The organism is Roseofilum sp. KMC-1, assembly GCF_057802075.1.
The window spans coordinates 1,386,508-1,403,568 of sequence record NZ_CM173605.1; the positions used below are offsets into that span (position 1 = coordinate 1,386,508).

Annotated in this window: 13 protein-coding genes; 5 read left to right on the forward strand and 8 right to left on the reverse strand. The window is 47.4% G+C overall.

All coding sequences use genetic code 11. From position 1 onward, the window contains the following. Positions 1 to 12: 12 nt before the first annotated feature. From AC3FZD_RS06565 to AC3FZD_RS06580, 4 genes are all read right to left on the reverse strand, one after another. Positions 13 to 1,254, reverse strand: a complete 1,242-nt coding sequence (locus AC3FZD_RS06565) for a HAMP domain-containing protein (protein WP_488739359.1) — start codon at positions 1,252 to 1,254, stop codon at positions 13 to 15. Between the two features lie 43 nt (positions 1,255 to 1,297). Next, positions 1,298 to 2,695 (reverse strand): hypothetical protein, encoded by a 1,398-nt coding sequence (locus AC3FZD_RS06570; protein WP_488739360.1) that lies wholly within the window; start codon positions 2,693 to 2,695, stop codon positions 1,298 to 1,300. A 97-nt stretch (positions 2,696 to 2,792) separates the two neighbouring features. Continuing rightward, positions 2,793 to 3,791, reverse strand: coding sequence for a phage tail protein (locus AC3FZD_RS06575; RefSeq protein WP_488739361.1), 999 nt, complete (start codon positions 3,789 to 3,791; stop codon positions 2,793 to 2,795). A 140-nt stretch (positions 3,792 to 3,931) separates the two neighbouring features. Further along, a complete protein-coding gene (locus AC3FZD_RS06580; RefSeq protein ID WP_488740285.1) occupies positions 3,932 to 6,109 on the reverse strand; it encodes a putative baseplate assembly protein in 2,178 nt (725 codons plus the stop codon). Between the two features lie 218 nt (positions 6,110 to 6,327). Here AC3FZD_RS06580 and AC3FZD_RS06585 point away from each other — a divergent pair, with 218 nt between their 5' ends. The 4 genes from AC3FZD_RS06585 to AC3FZD_RS06600 are packed head-to-tail and all read left to right on the forward strand — an operon-like array spanning position 6,328 to position 10,337. Next, entirely contained in the window at positions 6,328 to 6,945 is a 618-nt protein-coding gene (locus AC3FZD_RS06585; protein ID WP_488739362.1) for a GUN4 domain-containing protein, read from the forward strand. Between the two features lie 58 nt (positions 6,946 to 7,003). Then, entirely contained in the window at positions 7,004 to 8,158 is a 1,155-nt protein-coding gene (locus AC3FZD_RS06590) for an ImmA/IrrE family metallo-endopeptidase (protein ID WP_488739363.1), read from the forward strand. Positions 8,159 to 8,161: 3 nt separating this feature from the next. Beyond that, positions 8,162 to 8,662, forward strand: coding sequence for a DUF4411 family protein (locus tag AC3FZD_RS06595; RefSeq protein WP_488739364.1), 501 nt, complete (start codon positions 8,162 to 8,164; stop codon positions 8,660 to 8,662). Between the two features lie 49 nt (positions 8,663 to 8,711). Beyond that, the gene (locus AC3FZD_RS06600; RefSeq protein WP_488739365.1) at positions 8,712 to 10,337 is read left to right on the forward strand and encodes an ABC transporter ATP-binding protein; all 1,626 of its coding nucleotides are present in this window, start codon (positions 8,712 to 8,714) and stop codon (positions 10,335 to 10,337) included. Between the two features lie 28 nt (positions 10,338 to 10,365). Here AC3FZD_RS06600 and AC3FZD_RS06605 read toward each other — a convergent pair whose 3' ends face one another. The 3 genes from AC3FZD_RS06605 to AC3FZD_RS06615 all read right to left on the reverse strand — a co-directional run bounded on the left by AC3FZD_RS06605 (position 10,366) and on the right by AC3FZD_RS06615 (position 16,165). Then, entirely contained in the window at positions 10,366 to 13,233 is a 2,868-nt protein-coding gene (locus AC3FZD_RS06605) for a glycerol-3-phosphate acyltransferase (RefSeq protein ID WP_488739366.1), read from the reverse strand. A gap of 105 nt (positions 13,234 to 13,338) precedes the next feature. Then, entirely contained in the window at positions 13,339 to 14,658 is a 1,320-nt protein-coding gene (locus AC3FZD_RS06610) for an aminopeptidase P N-terminal domain-containing protein (protein ID WP_488740286.1), read from the reverse strand. A gap of 97 nt (positions 14,659 to 14,755) precedes the next feature. Next, positions 14,756 to 16,165 carry a NupC/NupG family nucleoside CNT transporter gene (locus AC3FZD_RS06615; protein ID WP_488739367.1) on the reverse strand — a complete coding sequence of 470 codons (1,410 nt, stop codon included), beginning with the start codon at positions 16,163 to 16,165 and terminating at the stop codon, positions 14,756 to 14,758. 182 nt (positions 16,166 to 16,347) lie between these two features. Here AC3FZD_RS06615 and AC3FZD_RS06620 point away from each other — a divergent pair, with 182 nt between their 5' ends. Further along, positions 16,348 to 16,632, forward strand: coding sequence for a hypothetical protein (locus AC3FZD_RS06620; RefSeq protein ID WP_488739368.1), 285 nt, complete (start codon positions 16,348 to 16,350; stop codon positions 16,630 to 16,632). 13 nt (positions 16,633 to 16,645) lie between these two features. On the opposite strand, the gene AC3FZD_RS06625 is transcribed toward AC3FZD_RS06620, so the two are convergent. Next, complete coding sequence (locus AC3FZD_RS06625; RefSeq protein WP_488739369.1) at positions 16,646 to 16,981, reverse strand: NAD(P)H-quinone oxidoreductase subunit M; 336 nt, start codon at positions 16,979 to 16,981, stop codon at positions 16,646 to 16,648. Positions 16,982 to 17,061 lie beyond the last annotated feature (80 nt).

Below are 17,061 nucleotides of genomic sequence, written 5' to 3' on the forward strand. Positions count from 1 at the left end.
AACCTGATTTAATTATTCTTTATTTCTAATCCATTGAGCTTTCCGTTTTAAAGCTTTAAAGTAAGCTATTTCTAATTCCTGGGCTTGATTTAAACTGGCATTTTGCATTCTTAGTTTCCGCACTTGCTCTGCTAAATTCTGTTGGCGAGAATCAATCACTTTAATCATTTCATCAAATCCCCGTGCTAATTGTCCAATTTCATCTTTTCTCTGACTAATTTTTTTAAATTTTGGAGATTGGAGGGTTAAATGTCCATCTGTTACATGGTTGACATTTTGGGCGATTTCTAATATAGGCTGGGTCACTTTCCGAGATAAGAGATAGACAATTAATAATAAAATCACTGAGACCAAAAATCCCCAAAAGAGTAAATTTTTGGCAATGGTTCCCGATACTTGAAAGGCTTCTTCTTGAGTAATTTCTACCAAAATAGCTAAATTCTTATCTTCGAGCCATCGGTAACTGCCAATAACTTCTCCTTGTTGGTGATTGGTATAAAAATCAATGCCATCTTCACCAGACATCACTGCATCAATTCCTGGACTGCGTACCCATTGATTGGCTAACTCAGTATTTTGGGTATTGACCAAGCGATTTTCTTGTCCTTGTTTGCGAATTAAATAGGCTTCATCTGTTTCTCCAAGTCCCGTGGCTTCTTGCATGATTTCATGGATTTTTTCTAGGGATAAATCCACCGATAAAACCCCTATTCTTTCCCCTCGATCGTTGAGTAAGGGGGTGGCAAAAGTCATGGCCGTTTCTCTGGTAACTGGAGAAGTATATAAGGTGGGGCGAACAGTAGCTAGATTTTCTTGAGTAAAATAAGTAACGGTATTTCCCAAAGGTTGATATTTCCCTTCTTCTTCTCCTTGAGTTGAGATAGAGACAATGCCGCTATTCGTCGAGATCGATAAGGATTGGATGGTGTTTTCGGTTTCTAAAATGGTACTAAAATAATTCTTAATAGCTTGATAAGATTGTTGATTTTGATTGTCAAGAAAGGATTTATAGGAATCTACAATTGTTGGAGTTTGGGCAATAAGTGAAATGGTTTTATGCTGCTCTAAAAACCAGTTATTAATCTGATTCTCTTTAATCGAGATCACGACTTCCATTTGACTGGTAATGGATTGTTTCAGCAGCTCAACAGACTGATAATAAATAACGATCGCCAATCCCACCACGGTCACTAAGGACAAGAGAGAAAAATATCCCACATGCTGGATCAGTAAACTATTATGCCACTGTTTCATTCGGATTTCCCCATGATGTCTGTTCCTACTTTGCCCTCTGAACCTACTGTTGCAGTTGGGTTAAATGTCGTCTGCGCCAGGCAAAATGTAAAAGATTAATCCCCAGCTCTTGGGCATTGCGAATTTTTTCTCTGGGTAACTCTACTCCACTATTGAGTCCCCAAGCTAAGGATAAATCCCCGATCGCCAAAATCACCCCTCCCCAATTAAACAACCGCACCGGATTTTGCTTGATTTTCGGTAAAGCGCTAAATAAAAAGGGTTGCGTTTTAATCGGATGCCATGGAGATAATTGTCCCATGTGAGTGCCAGACATGCCTAAATTAAGGGCTAATTGTTCGATAGATGCACGGATTTCTTCAATTTGGCGATTGAGTTCTTCTTCACAGGCGGCTAGTTCTTCATTTAACTGGGCTTTGACTTCTTGTAACTCGGCAGTATCCCCAATATCGGCGATCGCCTCTAATAGTTCCTGTTGTACAAAACTTAACTCATCTACCTGGGTTTCTGCTTCCAATAGCTCAATGAAGATGACTCCCCCTAATCCTAAATAAGATCGTAAACTCCTCTGTTGAGCCTCATTCGTTTTTAGGGCTTGCTTGTAGCTTAAATAGATTAAATCATAGTGTTGCCAAGCTAACCCCTGACGAGTAGCCATCGCTTCCCAAGACTCCTCTAGCCCTTCCGAGTTCTCTGTATTGCTCCAAGTCACCGCAGCGACTCCCTCAATCCCTCGCATTCCCGGATCGAGAAGCTCAAAGGCTTGCAGTAAACAGGATAAATTAGAAGCGGTGAGGAGATCACCCCCATTGCTATCCTGTATATAGGCCACCTGTACCGTTCCTTGGGGCCGTACTCCCACAGGAGAACGATAGCGCAGATCCAACTGATCGATCTGGGGTGCAAATACATCTACCGACGGGGATAATTGCACCATTCCGGGAGAGAGCTGCAACCGGCATAATTCCACCTCTAAACCCGATGGCGGACTACTTTTTTCATCGATGCGGAACGTCTCCCGAACCAGTTCCGCCTCAGAAGTGCGCTGGAGAGTCTCCGGATCGACATAACTGAGAACCAAATACACCGTAACCGGCGTTTCCTTGGGGGCGAGAGCGATGCGAAAGGCGATCGCCTCATCTACAATAATCGGATTCCCCATGCGATCGATCGCCATCCCCGGTTGCACCTCCACCCAGCGTCCATCCCGATACTGGGCCGCAATGGTATCAGGAGCAGAAATAACCCGCACCCCCAAACCATACACAATTCCCGGTTGATGGAGCGCTTGATAATATAAATTCTGGCGTTGTCGATGGTAGTTATGGGCCCGTTGCCAACGATGAGCATTAAGCAGCAAACCATCATGGACAACCAACCGCTCTAGAGGAACAGGGTAGGGAAACTCTGTCCCACTTCCCGAATCAGCAGATAACGTCACAAGCCTTACTCAATCCCGATCTGTAAGAGATAGTATGACCATAAAACTGTCATCTTCAGACAAAAATTAAAACTTAATTAACTTTTGCCCTATCCACCTAACCCATGTGCAACTCATAGGTACAAAATGCCGGTTTTTGCTGCACAATCACCTGACGCACCAAAGCCTCATCCACCGACCCCGGAGGATCGGGTCGCAAATGTACCCGAAAATGGAACGGTTGTCCGCCCCCCAAGAGGGCATCTTGTCCTAAAATCGAATTGCCCAAAACCAAGCCTTGGCTAAAGGTTTCCAAAATTGCAATATGTTTATCTTCCTCCCGTTCCACCTCTTCATCTAAGGGTAAACCCGTAGCCAAATGTAAATAGAGTCGCAATCCCCTGCGAGTGCCTCGCCAGCGATAAATCTCTAGGGCATGGCGAATGAGCGATCGCTGTTGATCTAAACTCAAATAAGACTGCAATTCCCAACCCACCCAATGGGCCAAAAACGGCAGCATCGATTCAGGCGCCGTCAACGGATCGAGATAGGCAGATAAACTACCCATCATCTGCACATTCGGGTTAAACGTTTCCTCAATAATCTTCAAAAACCGCCCCACAAAATCCACTTCCCGATAAATTTGGGGCAAAAAGTCTAAATACTTAGATTGGGGACGCACATAAAAGTTAATATCCGCCACATCAATCAATTGGCTTGCTGTTCCCGGAACTGCGCCATAAACTTGAAGCCGACCACTATAATTAATCCGTAAACTCGCATCTTCTCTTAAGACGAAAAACCCTTCAAAAAAGTCATCCGGAGCTTGAAATTCCAGCACAATATCTTCAGTTGTTCCGGGAGCAATTTGGGGATGTTCTGTCTCGCAAGAATACCAAGCTTGGGGTAAATTTCCCCGAAATTCTAGGGTCACACTCAGGGGTTGTTCTCCAGGATTTCCCAGTTTCACCATAAGCTGGCTCGGTTCTCCCGGAATTAGCATTAAAGGAATACCTTCCGGGGCTAAAGAGTCATCATGCAGCAATTCCGGGTCTGCATCCGGCAGACGCATGGGAATCACATCAAAATAAAGAGGACTAGAACGGGCAAGAGTCATGGGTTTGATTGACTAGAAATTTCATACGGATGGACTGATGTCACTACGAGTGGGGGATTGACACTAATGTTAATAAAAAGTCATAGGAATATTCCGTTTTTGGATCTCCTCTAAAGCATGATTAGAAAATGGGTAATTCATTACTCGATGATATTAATCATGTGATTCGATCGCAGATTCGGATCGGCCCAGGAACATATTAGACCGGTGGGGCCGGGGTCTACCAGGGGGACGGGTTGGCTTCTAATCCATTGGCCAGCCGTGGATAGACGCAGTTCAAACAGTTGCACGGCTCCTAAGCGGCGAATACCGGGGGCTTGTTGCAACAGGGCGATCGCATCGGACATATAAGCCGGTTGACCCAGAGGCCAGCCATTCCCCCCTGGGCCCCCCGTGAGAGGGCTAAAGAACCGATACAGGGTCACATTCAGGGCATGGAGTACCTCGGTTTGCGCTTCTGGAGTGCGATAGGCGGGGTCTAGGGCAACTTCGGTTTGCACGGAGAGTCCCACATAATCGGGTTCTAAAAGTTCGACTTGCACGCCGAGTAAGCGCCTCTCATCTAAGTAGGCCATCAGTTTGCGGTGTAGGGGAGGATTGAGGCGAAACTGTTCCGGAGGGATGCCTACCCCCTGTGCGATCGCCTGTCGGTTGCAGTTGGGAACCACCAAGAGCTGCACGGTTCCCGGTTTTTTGGGGTCGGTGGGTAAACAGGTGGCGCGGGCGATCGCCCCATCTGAGCCTAAAATGGTCAGAGATTCAAAGTCTTCTGGAGTCACTGCCCTATCGCGGGTTCGTAACATTTGCGGCACGCGCATGGCTGCTTGTTCAATGGTTTCTGCTTCCGTTCCCTGGCGAGCGGGGATCAGGTTCACCACATTGGCTACATAGGGAACCGCAGATTTCAGGGTGTTCAGACTGCGCGGTTCCACATTGCCGCGCAGACCTCCCCCCGTGCGATAGCGGCTCATTTGCACCGTTGCCCCCCTGGGGGGAATGGCTCCATATTGGTGTTCCATGCTTGGAGGTTGGATCAGGGGGCGATCCTGGCCCCGTTGCAGAATGGCGCGGATATCTTTGGCTTGTTTGAGTTGGGCCGGTTCCCGGATCAGGGGGCCAAACTGGAGCGTACCGGTGAGGGAGTCGATCAGATAATGGCGATCGCCAGGACTCGACTGAGAAAAATCGGTTACCTCTTGCCACCGTTGGGGAGTTTCCCCGGTCGGGGTGACGATCAGATATTCGTCTTCTTGGCGCTGGAGAATGGGCGATCGCCGCAATTGGAAGATTTGCCCCGGCTCCCCATTGCTATTGCCGAGTAGGTCATTTTCGATCGTTTCACATTGGGTCGCTTCCGTGGTTCCACCGATGGCTTTCACCCCAATACCAATAATTTGCGGCGATCGCCTGTAAGCGGGTTGAGTCAAGCGCGGGGTAGCATAGACACAGCGCAACCATCGCCCTTGATAAGCCGTAAATTGGGCGACCGGGAACGTTAAGGGTAAATGTAAGGTAATATCCACACCCTGTAAGGGATTTCCTCCCCGTTGGGCAATATCCGCAAAGCTAAAGCCTTGAGTTTCATCGTCTGATTCTTCCAGCAGTATCGGCTGCCAATACTGACCATTCCAGGCTTCCCACCGTCGCGGGGGGTCGGTGGGGTCGATACCGGTCGGGGTGGCTTCTTGTCCTTTGAATGTGAGAATGATTACATTGCCATCCAAGGGTTCTTGGCCATCAAAGACCAGATAGAAACAGTTCCCTGGTTGCGGTTGCGCGTTGAAAACCGGCAGTTCTGGGCCTGACCATTCCCCAGTGGGGGTAAGGTTCCAGAGGTGCGTAAAGCGATCGCGTAAAATTTGCGGCGTTTCCTCGATCTGGTCGGCTCCCAGAAAATGATTAATTTGAGGATTACCAATGGTTAGGGGGCGATCGGTACTAAACACAATCGGTTCGAGTCTAGGATTACGTTCCGTCGCGACTTCAATCCCCGCCGGTATCGTATAAGACTCCGGCAAATCCGACACCAAATAAAACGTCACTTCCGTGGTAGCTGGATGCGGCGGCTCTAAGCGAATACCGAGTAACTCCAAGAATAAAATATAATTGCGCCGAGGCAGTTGATTAAACCGCAACAGCATTTGATGGGTTAACCAGGCAAACAGTTCAATCATCGTAATGCCTGGATCACTAGGATTATGATTCGTCCACTCCGGACAATAGCGAGGAATTCTCAGCAAACACTCTTCGATCAAATCCTGATATTCTCGGTCATCTAAATTCGCTTTCGGTAATTTCGGTAAGAAGTCAAAAACCATAATCGAGTCCTGTCTGCAACCATTGATCGCGCTTTCCGCTCGTAACGGATAATCGGCAATTGGCCATCTCTGCATTCCCATCGCTTCTACTTTGTCCTGAAATGGGCTTCAATCCCTCTTCTTTTAAGATTTCTTTACCTTCCCACCCCCTCACTCCCCTATCTCTCCAGAATTTGTCACAATAAACAGCAGGAAAACCCGGTCTCGGTCTAAACCCCATGTCTAATGAACCCTTGAATCAACCCCAAACGCCTGAATTAGAAACCCGTGTTGCTGAATTAGAAGCTCAAATAGCTCAGTTGAGTGCGTTAACATCCCTACCTGAGAGAGTGAGTCAATTAGAAGAACAAGTTGAAAAATTACTCAATGTCGTCACTGATGTGGAGCGCTACGGTAAATTGCGAGATTGCTTAAGTGCTGGCCAATGGAAGCAAGCAGACCAAGAAACCACGGCCCTGATGTTAGAAGCGATGGGGCATACTCGTCATGATAAACTCACCCCCGATGATGTACTGATGTGTCCCTGTAGTATTATTCGGGTGATCGATCGCCTCTGGCTCAAATATAGTGAGGGCAAGTTTGGCTTTAGCGTGCAGAAAAAACTTTATCTGGAAGAGGGCGGTGATGATGATATTTCTAAAGTGGATATGAAGATTTTAGAGAAAACCGCAGCTAAGGTTGGTTGGTTTCAGGAGGGTAAATTTTTACCCTTAGAACAACTCGATTTTAGTTTAAATGCACCTGCGGGGTCTCATCCTTCGGGATGGTGGCGATCGCCCTATGGCGGTAAAATGGCCACCTATTTCTTTGCCCGCATGATCCGGTGTGGGATGTAATAGAGGATCTTTAAAAATAGTATGATGATGGTAGAAGTCTTTGAACACCGGTTTTCAAATGAACGTCAGAGTCAAAGTCGAACCCCAAATATTGGAATGGGCTTGTCGGCGTGCAGGATTGGATGCTGCTGCTTCAAAAAAACAATTTCCCAAGCTCCAGGAGTGGAAAGATGGAGTAACTCAACCTACATTTAAACAGTTGCAGAGTTTTGCCCAAAAAACTCATGTTCCACTGGGGATACTGTTTTTGTCAGAACCCCCTAAAGAAACTTTACCCATCAAAGATTTTCGGACGATATCTGGAACATCCTTGCAGCAACCGAGTCCAGAACTTTTGGAAACAATTTACATCTGCCAGCGTAGGCAAAATTGGTATCATAACTATCTACTGTTGCAAGGGTTAAATGGCGCTCAAGAGTATGTTGGCAGCGTTACGTTGCAGGATGATATAGTTACAGTTTCCCGGAAAATTTGCGATGCGCTGCAATTCGATCTCGAAGATAGAAAAAAGATAAAAGACTGGGAAGAAACTTGGCGAATACTTATTGAAAAAATAGAAGCGTTAGATATCTTGGTCATGATTAGTAGTGTGGTTGGCAATAACAACAACCGTAAACTTGACCCAGAAGAATTTAGAGGATTTGCATTAGTCGATCCCATCGCTCCCTTGATTTTTATCAATGGAGCGGATACTAAAGCCGCACAAATGTTTACTCTAGCTCATGAATTGGCACATATTTGGCTGGGTGAAGAGGGATTGTCTAATCTGCAAGCTCAAGATCTATCAACTCAAGAAAAGATCGAAAAGTGGTGTAACCAAGTCGCCGCAGAATTACTTGTGCCGCGATCGAGTTTGCAAGGAGAATATCAAAAAACAACAGACCTCTCTGAAGAAATCAGACGGCTGGGAAAACTCTACAAAGTTAGCCCTCTGGTTACCTTGCGTCGTCTTTATGATATCGGCACTATTGATAGTCAGACGTTATCTGAGAATTATATCAGAGAATTGGGGATTCTCCGCAAGTCTAAAACCACAAAAAGCCAAGGAGGAAACTTTTACTTGACTCTAAGACGTAGGGTTAGTCTTCCCTTTCTCAACTCTATAGTAACTAGCACCCTTGAAGGAAGGACTCCATTTCGAGAGGCGTTTAGCCTCTTGGAAGTGAAACCTTCGACATTTGACCAAATTGCCCAAGAGTTGAAATCTAATTAGTTTATGCGTTATTTATTAGATAGTAATACTTTTATTGAGTCAAAACGAAGGTATTATGGCTTTGATATTTGCCCTGGGTTTTGGGAATTCTTGACTGAAGGAATGAAAGAAAAGATGCTATTCAGTATTCAAGCAGTCAAAGAGGAGTTGGCAGAAGGGAATGATGATTTACATGACTGGGCAAGTGAACAGGATGAAAAGTTTGACTGTTTTTTAAAACCTGACCTTAACGTAATAGAGGCAATGCGGCAAGTCGCTGAATGGACAAATGCTCATCAACAGTATACAGACCAAGCTAAAAATCAATTTTTAGACAGTGCTGATTACATGCTTGTTAGCGCTGGACTGGCTCATAGTATGACGATTGTCACGAATGAACTGCCAGCTCCTCAAGCTAAGAAAATCATTAAAATCCCAGATGCTTGTCTTGCTTTTCATATTTCTTACTTGTCAATCTTTGAATTGTTGAGAAAAACACAAGTTAAGCTTATACTCAATCGGTAGAGCTGTGCTTTTATGTATTAAGACTCCATCCCAATCCTTAAATTCAATCATGACTCCACCCCTGTTGCAGCTTGACCAGTTATCGATCGCCTACACTCCCGATTCAGAATGGGCCGTTAGGGAGGTCTCCTTGACCCTCAAAGCAGGCGATCGCCTCGGTTTAGTCGGGGAGTCCGGCTGTGGCAAATCCACCCTAGGACGGGCCATTATGCGCCTGTTGCCCTCCCAGTCCCAGGTACAGGGAGACATTCGAGTACAGGGAAAATCCGTCCTAGAGTTAACCCCAGAAGAACTACAACGATTTCGGGGTGAAGAAGTAGCCCTCATTTTCCAAGACCCCATGACTCGTCTCGATCCTCTAATGACCATTGGCGATCATTGTGTCGAAACCCTACAGTCTCACCAGTCTTTATCCTATCGCGAAGCTAAAGAGCAGGCGATCGCCGTTTTAGAAACCGTCAGCATCCCCCCCACCCGATGGTCTCAGTATCCCCACGAGTTTAGCGGAGGAATGCGTCAACGGGTGGCGATCGCCCTAGCCCTATTATTAAATCCCAAGCTCATTATTGCTGATGAACCCACCACCAGCTTAGATGTCACCGTCTCCGCCCAGATCCTACAGGAATTAACCCGGTTATGTGCCGAGCGGGAAATGGGATTATTGCTCATCTCCCATGACTTAGCCTTAGTTGGCGAATATTGCTCAGAAATTGCCGTCATGTATCAAGGCCAACTAATTGAACGAAACCAAAGCCAGCAAGTCCTATTCCATCCCCAACAAGAATATACCCAATCCTTGCTCGAAGCCGCCCTACATATTCACGCGATCGAAACCAAAGCAACACCTACACTCCCCGAAAAACAGCCCTTACTCCAAGTCACCGATCTCAACAAACATTACAGCCTAGAAAGCAATTTAATCCAACAACTCTTTACCCGAAACTCAACCCTCATCAAAGCCGTAGATGGAGTCAACTTTGACCTCTATCCCGGAGAAATTTTAGGACTCGTCGGAGAATCCGGGTGTGGAAAAAGTACCCTATCGCGCACCATTTTACAACTGATTCAACCCACCTCTGGCAGGGTCGAATTTCTCGGTAATGGCATTACCTCCATGAACCGTAGATCCCTACGACAACTGCGCCAACAAATGCAAATGGTCTTCCAAGACCCCCATGCCTGCCTAAATCCCCTCATGACCGTCGGTGAGAGCATCGCCGATCCCCTCCTCATTCATGGTCTAGAAACCCCCAAGACAGCCAAATTAAGGGTCTTAGAGATGCTAGAACGAGTAGGCTTAACCCCCACCGCAACCTACTATAACCGCTATCCGGGGGAACTCTCTGGGGGACAACAGCAACGGGTGGCGATCGCCCGCGCTCTCATTACCCATCCCAAACTCATCATCTGCGATGAACCCGTCAGTATGCTCGATGCCAGCGTACAAGCCCAAGTATTACAACTGATGTTAGACCTAAAACAGGAGTTTGAGTTAACCTATCTCTTCATCACCCATGACCTCTGGGTAGCTCGATTTTTATGCGATCGCATTGCTGTCATGAATCAAGGCAAAATCGTCGAACTCAACACCACCCACCAAATCTTTACCCATCCCCAACATCCTTACACCCAAACCCTCCTCGCTGCTGCTCCCCTATTAGCCCAATCCTCTTGACGTTCAGACCCTAGAAATACATCAACCATTATTCATGCAGCACTTCCACCATTCCCGTTTCCCCATCAATGCGAACCCATTGCCCATCATGCAAGCGTTCCATAATATTCGGAATATCCATCACTGCCGGAATTCCATACTCTCGCGCGATGATCGCCCCATGGGATAACCTTCCCCCCACCTCCGAAATCAATCCCCCTGCCTTCGATAACACCAAAGACCAACCCGAATCGGTATAAGGAACCACTAAAATTGTCTCCATATCCACCTCTATCTCATTCTGCAACTCGCGCATAATTTTTACCCGACCTTCCGTTTGTCCCGGACTTGCGCCAATGCCAGATAACTTTTGCCCTTGTTGCAGTCTAGACCCCTGAGTAGAAAGTCTTCTGAGGGGTTGATTGCCATAGACCACATAAGGAATAGACTTCACTTCTTTATCTTTCGCAAACTCAGCTTTACGAGTGGTCAGAATATCTCCGATACTCTGGGCAGATATAGAGTCTGATAACAGCCCTTCCACCTCTGGAAAAGTCAGAAAAAAGATATCCCCTTGGCTCTGTAAAACACCCGATTCGAGCCAAAACTTTTCTAGAGCTAAGAAACTCCAACGTAACTGGGCCAACAATTGGCTATAGACTTGAGTCACACGACCTTTGAGATTTAGGCGCACTTGCACAATTTGAATTTTTAGGCGTTTCGGTAGCGTTTTACGGCGATTGCCCTCAACCTGATGCAATTGCTGTAAAAACATATCCCTAACCATCCTCGGATTATCTCGCCATCGAGGAACCGAAATATCAGTCGCCACCTGACTCAGATAACCATAATCCTCCATAAATTGGTAGAGCTGATCGATAATCATCTGGCCATCCGGCAATTCAGACAACCGACCAAACAGGGTTTCCGGGGTTTCTGTCTCCAGATGGGGCAGTAAATGGTGGGCACAAGTGGCCAACTCTTGCAGCGTTCCCAGAGCAGCAACTTCCGGCATTTGCTGATAATCTAAATCCTGTTCTGAAACCCGGAACACCGCTTGCCTTAGAGCAAAACTCAACGGAGCCAAAATACTGTAATAGGTGGCTCGATTCAGGGTTTCTAAAATTAAATTCACCCGGTCTAAACATTCCCAAGGTGTTTGCGGATCTTGGCTTTTCAATTGGTCTAAGGTAGGAGTAAACCACTGACGCTGATCGCGATCGAAATCCTCTTCTAAAACCCATTCCCTCTGGAGCAGTCGCCATAATCCAGGAATCTGCTTGAAAGTAGAGGATAAAGGCGGTCGAGTAAACTTAGCACCCCGGATCAGAAACTCCAAACTTTCTGGAGGCAGTCCCATCTTCCGGAAAATTTCTCCCAATAAAGAAGCATTAAAATAGGCGACTGAATGGTGAAGCCTAGCCAATTGATTTAAGTCTAAATTGGCAATTTTTGTGCCTAAAACAATGGCAAAAATATCGCGCCATACCCCACAAGTGAGGGGTTGATTAATCGACCAGGTAAGGGGATGAATAAATCCCGGAATCACTTCTGCCGCAATTTTTCGAGTCCAAATGGGAATCAGGGTAGTAATCGGGCGCGTTTGTAAAATCCACAAGTTTTGCCCGTCATAAGTCCATTCAATATCTTGGGGAATCCCATGATAGTGGGTTTCAATTTGACGAGTAATTTGGGCCACCTGATGAATTAAGGAGGGGGGAAGATCGCCTTCACCGCTTAAGATTTGGGTCGTCAGTTCTCCCTCAGTTTCTACTACTAAGACTCGATAGGATTCTGGGGTCACTTGGCCAGATACGACACGGGTGGCATCTCCGGGAAGGGCTTCAATGATGACATCTTCGCCACTGCGGGCAATGGGGTCACGGCTAAAGGCGACACCCGAAAAAACTCCAGCAATTTGTTTTTGAATTAAAACGGCGACTTGGGTATCTGCAAGTTGTCGTTTGGCCCGATAGGCGATCGCCTGGGGATTATCGGCCGATCGCATACAGGTGAGAATCGCTTGGTGGAGGCTTTGGGCATTTGTGACATGGAGAATACTGGTATATTGACCCGCTCCAGAGGAATAAAGGGTATCTTCTCCAAAGGCTGAGGAGCGTACAATCAGGGGATTTTCAGCCGAGGGTTTCAGGAGGCTCATTAGGGGTTGGGGGTCATCTCCAGGGAGTAAAATCCAACCGGGAGGCACAGCATAACCGAGTTTTTTTAGGTAGGCTAGGTTAGCCGCTTTTGCCCCAACATCTTGGGATTTGAGGGGTTGATCTAGGGAGAGAATGCCAGGATTTTTGGGAAACAATGAGGGCATATTGGGGTCTGGGGTCGAGGTTTCCGACAGTTCGAGGTCGTCAGGGATCTGTTGGTAGATGAGGGCGAGGGTGGCATTCAGGCAGAATGTGGCGATTGCCAATCCTTTGGCGTGAGGGTACATGAGCATCTGAAGCAGGGGAAACAGGATTAAGATGCCATATTGACGGGATTTGCGCTCCCGGACAACGGTGAGACCCACCAGGGCGATCAGACCCACCAGGGCGGAAATTTGCCAATTATGCACCACTAATCCCCAGGTAGCGTTGGTGGTTCCTGCCCCTTGACTGATGAAGTAGCGTCCTAAAACCAGGGTAATCAGGGCGATGATTTCCCAAACGGGAGTCTGGGGAAAGAGAGATCTCGCCAAGAGAACTGCACCAATACCTTTTCCCGCTTCCGATACCACGGCACTGATACCAGCCACTTTCCCCCCATGATAGAAGGCGGCGGAGACGGAAATATTACCGGTTCCCAATTGGGCTAAGTTTTTGCCCGTTAAGGCTAGGGTCAACCATTGGATCAGGGGCGTGCCACCGAGTAAGGGACAGAGGGTTAAAATAGCCAAGCCTTTGAGCAGTTCGATAGACATCACGATCCGGTGTGGGCGACGATCGAGATCTTATCGATCTTTTATCAAACTAGGGAAGATAGCCGAGGCGATCCGTCTTGATTTCGCTGCACCGGCGATCGCCATTCAACCTAACTTGCCTTCCAATTCTTCTGGCATTTTAGGAATTCCGGCCGTCAGCACTTCACACCCCGTTTCAGTCACCAAAATATCATCCTCAATGCGTACCCCAATCCCCCGCCATTGCTGGGGCACTTCCGGTTGTTCTTCTGCCGGTTTCACTAAGGGGGCAATATACAGGCCGGGTTCTACGGTTAAGACTTGACCCGGTTGTAGCACTTGCCACTCTTCCTCATTTTGTTTATAGGCTCCTACATCATGGACATCGAGACCGAGCCAATGGCTAGTCCGATGCATGTAATAGGGTTTATACTTGTTTTCCTTAATCAGTTCTTCCGGCTCTCCCACCAAAAAGCCTAACTCGATCATGCCTTCGACCAGGACTTGAAGGGCGGTATTATGAACCGCATTAAAGGGGTTACCGGGTTTCACTTGGGCGATCGCCTGCCGTTGGCTCTCCAGGACGATCTCATAAATCACTCGTTGTTCCATACAATACTTACCACCTACCGGATAAGTACGGGTAATATCGCCATTGTAATAGCCATAGGAACAGCCCGCATCAACCAGGAGTAAATCCCCTGCTTCTAGGGCGCGGCCATTCTCGATGTAATGGAGAATACAAGCATTAGCACCAGAAGCCACAATCGACGGATAGGCTGGCCCAATCCCTCCCCGACGACGGAAGAGGCGCTCTATTTCCGCTTGAATTTCATACTCATAAATGCCCGGTTTAGCCATATCCCAGGCTAAATGATGGGCTTCTACAGAAATGGCGATCGCCTTACGCATCAGGGCTAATTCCGCCTCGCTCTTGACCAGGCGTAGCGGATGTAACAGGGTCATCGGGTCTTCTAGGGCTGTGGGGCCAAAGCCTTTTTTCGGGTATTGTCTCAGTAAAGACTGCCACTGCTGCAAAATGGTCTGATTAAACCTTTCATCAATACCGAAGTGATAATATAGGCGATCGGCTTTCGCCAAATACTGAGGTAATTTTTCCTGCAACTCCCCAATCGGATAGGCTTCATCCGCACCATACAACGCTTTTGCCTCCTCCACACCGATGCGGTATCCACTCCAAACTTCCCTTTCCCATTCCTTCGGTTGCACAAACAAAACAAACCGGTGTTCCTCATGGTGAGGTGCTAAAACCGCTACTGCTTCCGGTTCATTAAACCCCGTCAGATAGAAAAAATCACTATCCTGGCGAAACGGATACTCCACATCATGGTGCATGACTGCCAACGGAGCGCTGCGAAAAATCGCCGTACTCCCTGCCATTTGAGCCATTAATTTTTCCCGACGTTGACGATATTCATCTTGCAGTTGTACCGAAATGGCCTCGGAAAGGGATGATACCACGCTAATTGAACCTCCTGTGATGACTGGGTTAAATCTTGAGTCTATTTTCCGTTCACCGATTTTATAGCCCTAAAACAGCAGGGTTACCGAAATCGAAGAGTCCTGCCATACAACCGGTCATTAAAGTGGCGAGAGTTCCGGCCCAGAGAGCTTTCAAGCCGAGGGAGGAGACTTCAGAGCGCCGGTCGGGAATGAGGGAAGAGAGACCGCCGACAAAGATCCCATAGGAGGCAAAATGGGTAAAGCCGCAGAGAACATAACTGACGATGAGCATGGAGCGATCGCTAATTTCTCCTGCTTGACTGAGATTAGCTAGAGCGATATAGGGCGGTACATTGGTTTCAAAGACTCGACGGCCGATAATCACTGAAGCTTGCCAAATTTCATTGATATCCAAAGATACACCGGTGAGAAAAGTTAGGGGGAAAAACAGGAAGCCCATGATATTTTGCAGGGTGATCACTTGAAAGACATTGCCAACTGGTGCAGGCAATCCCGACAGGTTATTAAATCCCATATTGATTAAGGCGACTAAGCCTAAAATGGCGATAATAACCGCCGCAATCCCGACCGCCATTTTCACCCCATCTAAAGCTCCGATAATCAGGCTGTCCATGGGATTAGGGCGTTTTTCCGGGTCTTGCTCTGGTTCGTCGGGAATGTTGCCCAGGGTTTCGGGTACTCCGGTTTCGGGAACCAGGAGTTTAGAAATTACAAAGCAAGCGGGAATGGTCATAATGGAAGCGGAGACCAAGTGACCAGCAATGGAGGGAAAGACGGGGCGTAAAAATCCGGCATAGAGTCCGAGGACGGAGGAAGCGATGGAGCCAAAACAACTGGTGAGAATGGCGCAGATTTCACTGCGGGTCATTTTAGCCAGGAAGGGTTTAACAGCGATCATGGATTCAATGCCGACAAAAATATTAGCGGCTCCCGCTAAGGACTCTGCTCCACTAATTTTCATGGCTTTCTGGAAAATTTGGGCGAAGACCTTCACAATCGGTTGAACAATGTTCAATCGATAGAGCAGGGCAACTAAGGCTGAAAAGAACACCACTTGGGGGAGGGAACGAAAAGCGAAGATATAACCGGGATTGAGGTTATCGGAACCCAGGGTATCTCCCGGAACAGCCACATAGGGTTGACCCACTGCCCGCATAATCCACCGTCCGGCTGGCCCCGGGCCCACCACTCGGTTAGGATCGGGGACAAAGGCAGAAGTATCTCCACCAAACAGGAAGCGAGCGCCTGCTTCTGAAGCGTCTAAGAGGGCATTGAGGAGGTTATTCAGTTGGGCGATGAGGTCGCGGGTGGGGAGAACGAAAACTAGGAGTCCAACGATCAGTTGTAGAATAATCCCAATGATAATTGTTCGCCAAGGGATCAGTTTCCGGTTTTCGGAACCCAGCCACGCAATGACGCATAATACAACTATTCCAAGGGCGGAAATCAGGTTTAAAATAGGGTTCATGGGCAGAGTGCTTCCTTACAGTAGCCAGCCAATCCGGTGATGTCACACCAAGTTGATTATTATCAGACTCTGGAATTACACCGATGTCAAGTCCATGATGGCCATAATCGATGAAAAATTGAGGTTCAGGGGTTTAAGCTTAGGATAAAGTACCCCGTTGGTTTAGGGAGAATTTGAAGTTTATGGAAGCGTTTGAGATTAATCCACCGACTTGGACAGAACAGGCCACCCATGCGTTTAAGTTTTGTTGTCCTCGCTGTGCGGCGACTTCTAGGGAGGCCGAGCGGGTCTGGTTGAATCGGCGATCGCCCGTTTATACGGAAGGCCATCGCCGCAAATGGCAAGAATTCTATCTCTGTGCCTGTGGGCAAGCCTGGTGGGGTTGGAGTGATGAACGACCGCCTTCAGAGTTGGCGGGGGGCGATCGTTCCCAACCTGAACCCCCTAATCCCTTTGAAGGATTTTAGGTCGGGTTGATTATCAATCGACGGCTACTTGAGGTAAACCCATACTGTAATTGAGTACCCGGCTTTCTAGGTTATAGCTGAGTTCTCCCTTTTGCAGGAGCGATCGCACCAAATGTTCCAAATCCGAGCCAATGCGACGCAGATTATACTCCGTTAAATCTTGTCCCTCATAAGCCGCCACTAACTCCTCAAACTTACTATAAACTGCTTTCAGCGCCGAATCTGTCCAATTTAATTCATTATCCGGATCGACATCCAAGGTCAGCATATTTTCAGATGGATTTAGTTCGCCCTTCTCAATGACAGCCGTAAAAATACGGATATGGCGGGTCGTAGACTTCAGTAGCATAGAATAGTCAATAAAAAAACAACCTACAGGTATTCTGTCATTGCTCGGCAAACCATGCAATCTCTAAGCTATCTTAGGCA

Coding starts and splice junctions, on each gene's coding strand:
- AC3FZD_RS06565 (WP_488739359.1), bottom strand. CDS start 1,254: ATGAAACAGTGGCATAATAGTTTACTGATCCAGCATGTGGGATATTTT.
- AC3FZD_RS06575 (WP_488739361.1), bottom strand. CDS start 3,791: ATGACTCTTGCCCGTTCTAGTCCTCTTTATTTTGATGTGATTCCCATG.
- AC3FZD_RS06580 (WP_488740285.1), bottom strand. CDS start 6,109: ATGGTTTTTGACTTCTTACCGAAATTACCGAAAGCGAATTTAGATGAC.
- AC3FZD_RS06585 (WP_488739362.1), top strand. CDS start 6,328: ATGTCTAATGAACCCTTGAATCAACCCCAAACGCCTGAATTAGAAACC.
- AC3FZD_RS06590 (WP_488739363.1), top strand. CDS start 7,004: ATGAACGTCAGAGTCAAAGTCGAACCCCAAATATTGGAATGGGCTTGT.
- AC3FZD_RS06595 (WP_488739364.1), top strand. CDS start 8,162: ATGCGTTATTTATTAGATAGTAATACTTTTATTGAGTCAAAACGAAGG.
- AC3FZD_RS06600 (WP_488739365.1), top strand. CDS start 8,712: ATGACTCCACCCCTGTTGCAGCTTGACCAGTTATCGATCGCCTACACT.
- AC3FZD_RS06605 (WP_488739366.1), bottom strand. CDS start 13,233: ATGTCTATCGAACTGCTCAAAGGCTTGGCTATTTTAACCCTCTGTCCC.
- AC3FZD_RS06615 (WP_488739367.1), bottom strand. CDS start 16,165: ATGAACCCTATTTTAAACCTGATTTCCGCCCTTGGAATAGTTGTATTA.
- AC3FZD_RS06620 (WP_488739368.1), top strand. CDS start 16,348: ATGGAAGCGTTTGAGATTAATCCACCGACTTGGACAGAACAGGCCACC.
- AC3FZD_RS06625 (WP_488739369.1), bottom strand. CDS start 16,981: ATGCTACTGAAGTCTACGACCCGCCATATCCGTATTTTTACGGCTGTC.